The organism is Moorena sp. SIO1F2 (assembly GCF_010672755.1).
In the GTDB taxonomy this organism is placed as follows: domain Bacteria; phylum Cyanobacteriota; class Cyanobacteriia; order Cyanobacteriales; family Coleofasciculaceae; genus Moorena.
Map to the genome: position 1 here is coordinate 1 of NZ_JAAHFV010000241.1, position 10,133 is coordinate 10,133.

General features: G+C 43.7%; 9 protein-coding genes and 2 pseudogenes. 6 read left to right on the top strand and 5 right to left on the bottom strand.

Going from position 1 to position 10,133, the window contains the following annotated elements; genetic code table 11:
- A partial coding sequence (locus tag F6J94_RS23465; protein WP_293044622.1) for a DUF4330 family protein occupies positions 1 to 476 on the bottom strand: 476 nt, incomplete at its 3' end.
- A gap of 431 nt (positions 477 to 907) precedes the next feature.
- Here F6J94_RS23465 and F6J94_RS23470 point away from each other — a divergent pair.
- On the top strand, positions 908 to 1,816 hold the full coding sequence (locus F6J94_RS23470; RefSeq protein ID WP_293020419.1) for a M48 family metallopeptidase: 909 nt from the start codon (positions 908 to 910) through the stop codon (positions 1,814 to 1,816).
- A 61-nt stretch (positions 1,817 to 1,877) separates the two neighbouring features.
- Here the strand turns inward: F6J94_RS23470 and F6J94_RS23475 are convergent, their stop codons facing one another.
- The gene (locus F6J94_RS23475) at positions 1,878 to 2,624 is read right to left on the bottom strand and encodes a metallophosphoesterase family protein (RefSeq protein ID WP_293020420.1); all 747 of its coding nucleotides are present in this window, start codon (positions 2,622 to 2,624) and stop codon (positions 1,878 to 1,880) included.
- A 585-nt stretch (positions 2,625 to 3,209) separates the two neighbouring features.
- On the opposite strand from F6J94_RS23475, the gene F6J94_RS23480 reads away from it, so the two are divergent.
- Positions 3,210 to 3,809 (top strand): tRNA isopentenyl-2-thiomethyl-A-37 hydroxylase MiaE, encoded by a 600-nt coding sequence (locus tag F6J94_RS23480; protein ID WP_293020421.1) that lies wholly within the window; start codon positions 3,210 to 3,212, stop codon positions 3,807 to 3,809.
- Between the two features lie 120 nt (positions 3,810 to 3,929).
- Here F6J94_RS23480 and F6J94_RS23485 read toward each other — a convergent pair whose 3' ends face one another.
- On the bottom strand, positions 3,930 to 4,583 hold the full coding sequence (locus tag F6J94_RS23485; protein ID WP_293020422.1) for an HAD family hydrolase: 654 nt from the start codon (positions 4,581 to 4,583) through the stop codon (positions 3,930 to 3,932).
- A gap of 362 nt (positions 4,584 to 4,945) precedes the next feature.
- Positions 4,946 to 6,142 (bottom strand): NAD(P)/FAD-dependent oxidoreductase, encoded by a 1,197-nt coding sequence (locus F6J94_RS23490; protein ID WP_293044624.1) that lies wholly within the window; start codon positions 6,140 to 6,142, stop codon positions 4,946 to 4,948.
- A 130-nt stretch (positions 6,143 to 6,272) separates the two neighbouring features.
- Here F6J94_RS23490 and F6J94_RS23495 point away from each other — a divergent pair, with 130 nt between their 5' ends.
- Both F6J94_RS23495 and F6J94_RS23500 read left to right on the top strand, forming a co-directional pair.
- On the top strand, positions 6,273 to 6,467 hold the full coding sequence (locus F6J94_RS23495; protein WP_293044626.1) for a hypothetical protein: 195 nt from the start codon (positions 6,273 to 6,275) through the stop codon (positions 6,465 to 6,467).
- 52 nt (positions 6,468 to 6,519) lie between these two features.
- A complete protein-coding gene (locus F6J94_RS23500) occupies positions 6,520 to 7,164 on the top strand; it encodes a sporulation/spore germination protein (protein ID WP_293044628.1) in 645 nt (214 codons plus the stop codon).
- A gap of 524 nt (positions 7,165 to 7,688) precedes the next feature.
- Here the strand turns inward: F6J94_RS23500 and F6J94_RS23505 are convergent.
- Positions 7,689 to 7,856, bottom strand: a pseudogene (locus F6J94_RS23505) (IS701 family transposase); the annotation flags it as partial.
- Between the two features lie 207 nt (positions 7,857 to 8,063).
- On the opposite strand from F6J94_RS23505, the pseudogene F6J94_RS23510 reads away from it, so the two are divergent.
- Together F6J94_RS23510 and F6J94_RS23515 are read left to right on the top strand one after the other, a co-directional pair.
- Positions 8,064 to 9,224, top strand: a pseudogene (locus tag F6J94_RS23510) (ISAs1 family transposase).
- 725 nt (positions 9,225 to 9,949) lie between these two features.
- Entirely contained in the window at positions 9,950 to 10,123 is a 174-nt protein-coding gene (locus F6J94_RS23515; RefSeq protein WP_293044630.1) for a hypothetical protein, read from the top strand.
- Positions 10,124 to 10,133: the final 10 nt, after the last annotated feature.

The following is a 10,133-nucleotide window of genomic DNA, read 5'->3' on the forward strand; positions in this document are numbered from 1 at the left end:
TGAATTGCAATATCCCAGACTTTTTGAGTATGTCCTTTTAGGGTATGGAAAGGATTGCCCTTGAGATCCCAGATTTTAATTAAGTTATCGTTACCTGCGGTAATAATTTTCTGACCATTGGGGGTTATTTCTGGTAGTTCTTTGATAGAGCCATCTGGTTGTGGCACCAGGACACTTCTACGCAGAATTTTGACAGATTTGACGTCAACCTGACCATAGGGTTGCTTACGAATCACAATATTAGTCTTCTTGGTCTCCTCCAACTGATTGACCAACACATCTGGTTCAAGCAAGCTTAACCCCCGGACAATGATATCTACTTCTACTGGTTTGGTGCTATTGAGTTGGGCAACGGAACCAGACTCACCAGGAAAGAAGAAAATTCCTACAACTACCAACAAAATCACCAAGGCAGCACCGAAGTCGATAATGCTCACCTTGCCAAACAAACGTCCTTTAGAATCTACAATAGCCATAAACTTGCTTAGGTGTTTTTGCGAAAATTGTATAGTGTTAAAGATAACTCCTTAAGGTTCGCTGGCTCTAGGTTGAATGGCTAAGGGGTTTCTAACCTAGTTATCAAGGGCTATTCTTAAAGCAAATCGGCTGTTAACTGCTTTTGATGTACCTAATACCTCATAACTAATACCTATAATACGAGTTATCCATAACTGGTGAGTGAGAATAACAAACACCAGGTTCGTCTGTGGAACATATTACCCTATTTGGGGTTCAACCATAACGAGGAATTTTACTGGTTAGTAATTATGGCAGACAACTCCTAGTAGAGAGTTGACTTATGATGCTAAAGACAAGGCTTGTCTACAGCAAGTCATGGCTGCAAACCCTTTTTAGCAACAAATAGCTAAAATAATCTCTTTTGGATTTAATAATTCATAATTTTGCTATGTTAAGCAATATATTATCGATTTACTCCCGTTATCGACGTCGTTTGTTGTATCCGTTAATCAGCATGCTTCTATCCCTGAGTCTGGTGGTGGGAACAGCTCAGGTTGCCCAAGGGGTTCCCTGGTTAGAGCTGCTATTGCGTGGTATTCAGATTATCCAGTTATCTAATATGTCTGATCAACAGGAAGTCCAAATTGGTCAGCAAATTAATCAGCAACTTGTTAGCAAGCAATTTAAGCTCTATCGCAATCGGGAAATTAATCGCTATGTTGATCAAATTGGTCAGCGACTAGCTAAAAGCAGCGAACGCCCAAATATTAACTATACATTCCAGGTGGTCGATGATGCTAATATTAATGCTTTTGCTACTATGGGAGGATTTGTTTATATTAACACGGGTTTAATCGCAGCAGCAGACAATGAAGCTCAACTGGCAAGTGTGATAGCTCATGAGATTGGTCATATTGTAGCTCGTCATAGTATCCAGCAAATTAGGCAAGCCGCGATCGCTAGAGGTTTAGCAGAAGCGGCTGGAGTTGATAGCAGCACGATGGTTAATCTGGGCGTGGAATTCGCACTACGTCGTCCCAACAGTCGTCAGCATGAATTTGAAGCTGATGAACTAGGTATCAAGAACTTAAAACAAGCAGGCTATGCTCCGATAGGATCAGTAGACTTTATGAAAAAACTCCTCAAGCAAAGAGGCTCTATTCCAGGGTTTTTGAGTACTCATCCGTCAACAGCAGACCGAATTGATTCCTTGGAGCAGTCTATCGATTCAAATAGTGCTTATGTTGGTGATGGATTAAACAATCGGGCTTACAAAAACAAAACTCGTGTAGTCCGCAACCAGAAAAAAGCTGCCCTCAAAAGGACAACAGGTCGTCGAGGGCGAGTGCTCAGATAAGCACAGCTAGCTCAAGAGCAGAAAGCTTGATCAATAGTCTTTTTGTTAACCTATATCACCTTCACGAGGTACTCAATACTTGACGTCGGCATATTTTACTAGGTTCTATCTTGGTCACGGCTTCTTCCAAGGGGAATTGGCGAACATCACCCCGAAAGACGTTAACTTGATAAACAAGATTATTGGTAATGTCTAGACCTGTCATCCAACCACTTTTCGGATGATAAGCACCAGTGTCTATATCTAGCCAACCACAACCTTGGGCTATGGTACCGGGAGCCACTCCTGGTAAGGTGAAAGTCATGGTGTGACCCGTGATGATCAGCTTGTCGAGAAAGTAAGGTTCACGCATACTGTGAAATTCATCCCGAATCCAACAAAATTGCTCAACGGTTTGCTCCTCAATGGTCATGCGAGGATTAACCCCGGCATGAACTAGCCAGGTATCTCCTAAATCAATGTAGGTTGGCAGTGTTTTGATCCAATCTAGGTGATCTTGGCAGACTTTTCCACCATAGCTGTTGATAGTACTTTCACCACCACTATAGAGCCAGGCTTGTCGTGTTGAGTTAGGTACTAAATTGTTACCGATAATTTCTAGTAACATCAGCTCATGATTACCTAATAAACAGGGGTGAGCGTTTTGCTTGACAAATTCGACAACCTGAGAACTCATTGGTCCTCGATCAATCAAGTCTCCAAGAAAATAAACGGTGTCGTCACTAGTGGGTGCGATCGCATCCAATAAGGCCATAAGAGAATTATAGTGACCATGAACGTCACCGATAACAATACGACGGTGTGTCATTACTTTACTTATCCAAATCTAATTTCGTTAAATATCAGGTAGACCCCTTCATATAAAATTTAAGGTTAATGGCTTTAGGCATCAGAGTTCTAGGTTAAATGGCTAAGCGGTTGCGGTTTATGACCAGCCTATGAAGCACACCTCCTCAAGCACAGAGGCTATCAACTGCTTTTGTTGTACCTAATACCTAATACCATTAGCCTCATATCTATTTATAGATATATGCACCAATTCTTTCAGAGTGGTCTTCCTTTTAAGGTATTTGCTATTCCTGAATAGAGTCGTTAAGTGTAATAGTTTGAGGAATAGGCTCAAGTAGCTAGTTTAACTTGTCTTATAAGTGTCTATGCGTAGTGTCTATGTAAATTTATCATGAACTACCCGGATTGGCTACGGGTAAGTCGGGGTTTGAGACCCAACTTGTTGCTACAAAAGCGGGTATTGAACCAAGTTTTTGACGAGATTACACCTGCACCTTAACAAGACGGGGATTGACACGATTCAGTTAAAATTAATAGTATCGTCTACCGATACCAAAGCCTGTCTGCAATGAACAAGCCAACTACTTTGATTTGAACAAAAACTGTGTCTTCTTCTGGTCTGCCTTTGATTAATACCCTCAAACACCCTACTAGCCAGGCTTGGATCGAGCAAGCCCTTGGGCACCTTGATGTTATTTTACTCGACCATTCCCATTGTGAACGTAAAGCAGCTGGAGTAGCACTGAATTTAATGTTTCGCTACCCATCCTACAGTAAACTTGTGCGTCAGCTGACGGTCATTGCCCGTGAGGAACTAGAACATTTCGAGCAAGTTAACCAGTGGCTAGAAAGACGTAGCATTCCCTTAGGTCCCCTTTCTTCACCACCCTATGGAGCTGGATTGAAAGCTCAGATTCGCCGACACGAACCAGAACGGTTGTTGGATTCTTTACTAGTTGCTGGACTGATCGAGGCTCGTTCTCACGAACGTTTGGGATTACTAGCAACTCACTGTTGTGATCCATCCTTAGCAAAATTTTATCATAGCTTGATGGCATCTGAGGCTCGTCACTATGGTGTTTACTGGGTACTGGCTGATACCTATTTTGAGCGAGTAATGGTAGCTCAGCGGTTGGATGAGTTAGCAGTTAAAGAAAGTGAGTTGCTGGTTACCCTTTACCCAGAACCAAGAATTCATAGTTAGCAGCCAATATCCTCAAAGAAGCAGTCACACTATACCACAGCAACAGCTATCAAGCAGAAACTGGTGTGGAAACCAATCGGTGCGTTCGCGTAGCGGCGACCTAGGAGCATCGCGTTTAAGTTAAGTCATTGGTTTGCGCTTGATCAAAAATGCTCTCAAGCCAGCTGCCTGAGCACCTTGATAGTCTTCTTTAAAACTATCACCAATATGAAAAGCCTCCTGAGCACTACAGTGATGTTTTTGTAAAGCAGCAGCAAAAATCTGTGGATCAGGCTTGGCAAAGCCAGTTTGGGTAGAAATTGTGATGGAGGAGAAAAATTCTTCTAATTTTAGAGCTTTTAAGACAAGATGGAGACGGGAATCAAAATTTGATACGACACCCAACTCAATACCAATATGCTGCCATGCTTTCAGAGCTGGGATAACATCCGGATAAATTAACCAAGGTTGACCAGTGGCAAAGTGGGCATAGAGTTCGTCAAAAAAATCAATGAAATCGGTGAACTGGTCAAGTACACCAACTTGTTCAAAGGTGCGGGAGGCAATCACCCACCACCATTCAAATTCTCGCTGGGGAATTTCTTCAGGATCTGTTTCTGGAAAAACCGCTGGTTCTGCTGAGGCGAAGGCTTTGACAAAGGCTTTGTCCAAAGCTGAAGCAGGTACTGTAACCCCAAATTGATTAGCGATCGCACTATAAACTTCCCCTACACTCCCTTGAACACCAAATAGTGTACCGACAGCATCTAGAAAAATTACTCGCGGTTTTTCCATGGTTAATGGTTAATTGTTAATGGTTAATTGTTCATTTAATTTCAATTTTCCATTTTCCTGTATGTATGCCGATACTTTTTAGCTACCAAAACCTACCAAAGGCAAATTCTGGCTCGCCAATGCAAGATGCAATAGCATCCAGGGGGTATCTCCGCGCTTCTCTGACGGAATATCCCGCGAGCGCCATAAAAATGTCAAAAAAGTCTAACACCGGGATCTAAGTGCAACTACTAAACCCTTGGTTTTCGGCTTTAATTTAAGTTACATAATAATCCCTGTCGGTGTTACCCTAATTTAAGTTTAACAAATAATAAGAGTTTTTGGTAGACTCTGCGACATTTTCTCTAGCTGTTTACTAACCTTTATGTTCCAGACAGCAGATCAGTTAATGGTCGAGTAATCCAGTTCATGCCAACTTTCAGTTGGTGCTCTATAGTTGGCATCCGATAAAGATAGGCAAGTCGCCGCACTATGTGGGCTAAAGGACCATCCAGCTTGACACCTAAACCAGTAAGAGTTGCATTGTCTTTCCCCAAAGTCATCATCTCTCCCAACTGCTGGTAACGGAAGGGGAGCAGGGGACGCCCAGTTAAAGAAGCCCAGACATTCCAACCCACATAATCAGCTTGCTGAAAAGCGGATTGAGCTGTATTGGGAACTGGTTGATTATCAGCATCTCGGCAATCGGCTAGATCACCTAGGGCAAAAATTTCGGGATGGTCAACCGCTTGTAACCTTTGGCTGGTGATCAGCTGACCACGGTGGTTTTGTTTGAGCGGAAGCGATCGCACAACTGGTGTGACTCTTGTGCCTACTGTCCACAGCACCAAATCTACGGGGATAGTATCAACCTGTCCTTTATACAACAGAGAAATGGTGTCAGCTCCAATGGACTCAACACTGGTTTCCAAATCAATCCAGACCTTCTGTTCATTCAAAGCTTTGCGTGCTGCCTCTCGGTTAAAGTCGGTCGATGTTCTTAGAATCACATCACCGAGTTCAATCAACCGCAACCTTCCGCGCTCTCCCAACCGTTCGGCTAGATGGCAAGCTAGTTCCACACCAGAGTAACCTGCACCAACTATAGCGAGCCGGATTTTATCTGTATCGGATTCTTCCAAAATCCGTAGCCGTTCTTCTAGGTGATAGGCATCAGTGATAGTTCGGAATGGGATAGCATACTCAGCCACCCCAGGCACCTGCTCTAGGGGGGTTTCTCCACCTAGGGCTAACACCAGGCGATCATAGGTCAATTCCACTCCAGTCTCTAGCTGTACCCGCTGCTGTTCTACATCAATGCCTGATACCGCTGCCTGAGTAAAGCGTACACCTGTGTTTGCTAACAATTCTTCATAGGGTGGAGCAATTTCCCAGGTTTGTAGTTCACTAGTCATCAGTTCATACAACAGCGGTGAAAATAAGAACCGATCATTTTGATCAACCAAGACAATTTCTGGTTGTTGGGGCTTTTCCCAAGGCAGCTGGCTTAAGCGTAGGGCTGTATAGAGACCCCCAAAGCCTCCACCGAGAATGCAGATTCGGGCTGGTTGTTTAGTCATGGTTGATTGAATCGGGGATGTCCTATTAGGGGAACTTCTTTTAGGATAGCAAGGCTATTACAACAGGGTAGCTGGGTTTCGCCTCCCCCACAGTTAATACCAATTCTTCAAAGTAGGACTACAAATGCAGATGGGGAGATCGGGAGTGTCGGGAGTGTCGAGAGTGTTGGGAGTGTCGGGAGATGGCCAAATTAAATTGATCTATAGCCCTAATCCGCCAGAATTGGGATATAAGCGTGAAAATGATTTCAATTTTTATTTTCTAGTTTCTATTTTTTTACTCTTTTATCCTGATCAACCACGCTCCACCTTGAATATGGATTGATGTAACTGTTGCTTTAGACAACAGCTAGAAGCATTGTTTTGACCGAAGCCAAATGAAAAGTTTTCAACACTATCTAGCTCCTGTTTCGATTGCAGCAATTGTCGTTGGTTTCAGTAGCTATGGTTTGGTGAGTGATAACAATCCTGGTTCCCAGAAAACTCTTGTAGGGAATCCATCTCCTGAACCAGCCACCGAGGCTAGCTCTACCACTGGTGTAGCAACCTCTAATACTACTCTACCTAAGATTACTGTACCTACGGAAGAAACTCAACCAGGAACCAAGGTTGGTAAGGTCGCGCTTAAGGCTACAGTCAGCCAAGGTAATAATAATAGCAATCGAGCTAACCCAGTAATTCTTAATGTCTATCGGGCTGACAGTCAGTGTCAGTCTCTGGTGTCTGAACAGGTAGCTGTACCAGTAGGAAATCCAGTTAATACACTTATAGGAAAAGTTTTAGATACTGGTAACTCCAGTGACTTTAATGTATCGGGATACCGCGTGAATGTCAATGCCAATACTGGTGTAGCTACCGTCGATTTGCGCCTATCACCAGATTCCCAGCGGCAGTTTATCTCCCTCTCCACTTGTGAGCAATTTGCCCTTTTCGGTAGTTTGCGTAAAACTCTTACCGCTAACTCTGAGTTAAATATTAAAGATGTTCGATTCACAGAGCAAGGAGAAGATATCTATCTTTGAAGTGTTCGATAAAACTTACAAAACACATCAGTTTGTAACCATTTCAGAGGCAAACCCCATCTAAATTACAAAACCCTGATCCAGTAAGGATTTCATCAATTGATTAAAAACCAGACTCGATTGCTGAAATCCTCACCCCGCCAGCATGTACAAAAATAAGATGCGATAGCCGCAGCCCTGTCGGCTCATCCCACGCCGACGCTACTGATTTCGGACGTGGGATGAATTGCGGCGGAAGCTAACGATTGACACTCCCATAACTAAATCAAAGATTATAGTGAGGGATTCTTAAGAGTTTTTACACCCTTAACGGCTGAGCCAAACAGCCTAATGACCCTCCAATAAAGTTATTGGGCTTACTTTTAGATTCTTGGCTTATGCTTCTAGCAGAGGCTTTTCAGCTTGCGCACAAACCGCTACTCTTTTCGACCTAGGAGACGCTACGCGAACGAGCGCATTAATTTTTCTATTCTAGCTCAAATTATCAAGGAAACGCAATAGTTCTAGCGGGACTTAAACAAGTTTCAAGCCCAAATCAAGCCAAACCTGGCTTTATGAGCGGCGAATACGTCCGTGTTTTGGTTTAGCCAAGCAGCAAAACGATAAGATATCCCTGTACGAAACGCTTCTAAAGCTTCAGTAAAAGTCTCCAAACGTTGATTCGCCCATCTTCGTCTCAATCCACCTGTTAAGCAGGGTAATCGCATTTTGTTTGGTATAAATTGTACTTGACAAAAAGCGGGATATGTAGATTAAGGGGTTTTGCCGTTCCATGTGTCTCACAGACACCCCAGCGGTTAACCTAAGGATCAGCAACAATTTTGATTTCCCGGTAAGGTTCCATGACAAAAGGTTTTAACCAGCCCGTTCTTAAACCTCAGCAGGAGCGCGAGGCTCAGATCCTCAAAAAGAGTGTGCTCAATCATTTTCAGGATCTCGAGGATCCCCGGGTAGGCCGCAGAAGCGACCACAATCTGGTGGCAATTGTCACCATTGCAATTTTGGCTGTGATTGCGGGAGCCGATGGGTTTGTGGCCATTGAAACCTACGGTAAAGCTAAGCAAAAGTGGCTGGAGACATTTTTCGACTTACCCCATGGGATACCATCCCACGATACCTTTGGTCGGGTGTTTAGCCTTCTTGATCCCACCGAACTTGAAACCGGCTTCCTGAGTTGGGTGGACAGTATCACCCAGAGCTTAGATATTGAACTCATTCATATTGATTCTTGACGACCAAAGGTTCCTATGATCGCCAGAAGCACCTCAAAGCGCTGCACAGCGTGAGTGCCTGGAGCAGTGAACATGGGCTGATGTTGGCACAAAAAAAAGTCGAGAGCCAATCGAATGAAATCACTGCGGTTCCACTGTTGTTGAAGTTGCTTAACCTCAAAGGAGCGATTGGCCGTAGGCCACGCTGCGCGAACGTGACTCTTGATGCGATGGGCACCCAAATTGACATTGCACGACAAATTAAGGAAGCCGGTGGGGACTATGTCTTAGCCCTCAAGGGCAACCAGGGCAAGCAAAGCGGCGGAGGTGGAAGCCTGGTTTGTCCAGGCCCAAGACCAGAACTGGCAGGGGATTGAATTGAGTTACCATCAAACGGTTGAGGCTGGGCATCATCCCAGAGAAACCCGTCAGGTGTGGGCGGTGCCTGTGAGCCAACTCCCCCTGTTGCATCGCCAAACACAATGGCAGGGTTTAACCAGTGTGGTGATGGTGAGGCGAAGGCGGTATTTATGGAACAAAACCACGATCCAGACTCAGTTTTACCTGAGTACCCTGGCGGCGGATGGCTCGCAGCACAACCGTGTGATTCGCTCCCATTGGGGTGTTGAAAACAGTCTACATTGGGTACTTGATGTCACTTTCAATGAAGATTCCAGTCGGGTTCGCCAGGGCTATGCTGCTGAAAATCTCGGGCTGCTACGCCGCCTGAGTGTTAATCTACTCAAGCGCGAACCCTCCCACCAGAGTCTGAAGATGAAGCGCTACAAAGCAGGGATGGATAATGACTTCATGATCAAAATCCTGGCTGCCAGTGCCGCAGAGGGATAATTTGGCATCAGTCCAAGATTGTTGACGACCCATCGAAGAAGGTGATCGACTGAATCTATTAATTGAACCGGCGTTAGGTTCCAGGAGCCTTCACTGATAGGACTGGTACACATAAACCAGAGCCTAAAACGTTTCTGAGGGAACAATCTCAATTGTACATTCAAATTTTAGACCAGGGTATGGTAATTTCATAACTCAACTAAGATGCGATTACCCTGTGAGTTTTATCCCTTTTACCCATAGCCTTTCGCCTATAAAGGCTTCTTTATTCTAAGGTTTCATCTCCGGCCTTATTTCAGATAACTTAAAAATATTACCCATAACCTGTCCCTATAAAGGCGACCCTCTCTTACGGTAACTTCAAAGAGTTAAAAAAGTCTGGAATCAGAGACGAAACCTTAGAGTAGTGCAGCCTTACAACAAGACCTGTAACCTTTGATCCATAGCCTACCAACTTGCTTTGGCTGCACTACTCTTACGGTAACTTCAAGAGAGGATGGGATTACTTAAAAAAGCTCAAACTTTAATGGCAGAGTCCGAGACAAAAACATAGGAAAGGAAATAAAATTGAACAAGAATAATTTATTAACAATTTACCAATCAAAGTAAAAAAAATAGAACAAGCCGATTTAAACTCAGAAATACAACTGTGGTTTTTCGATGAACATAGAGTCGGTTTAAAACCAATCTTAAAAAAGGGATGGTCGAAAATAGGATAAAGACCAATGGCGATTGTTCAACATCGTTATCAATGGTTGTATGTCTATGGATTTGTCCAACCTAAGACTGGAAAAACTTTATGGTATTTAATCCCCAGAGTCAATACAGAATGGTTAAACCTAGTCTCTAAAAAATTTGCTGAAGATGTGGGCATTTCTCCAAAAAAAAAGTGTTGTTAGTAGAAGATAA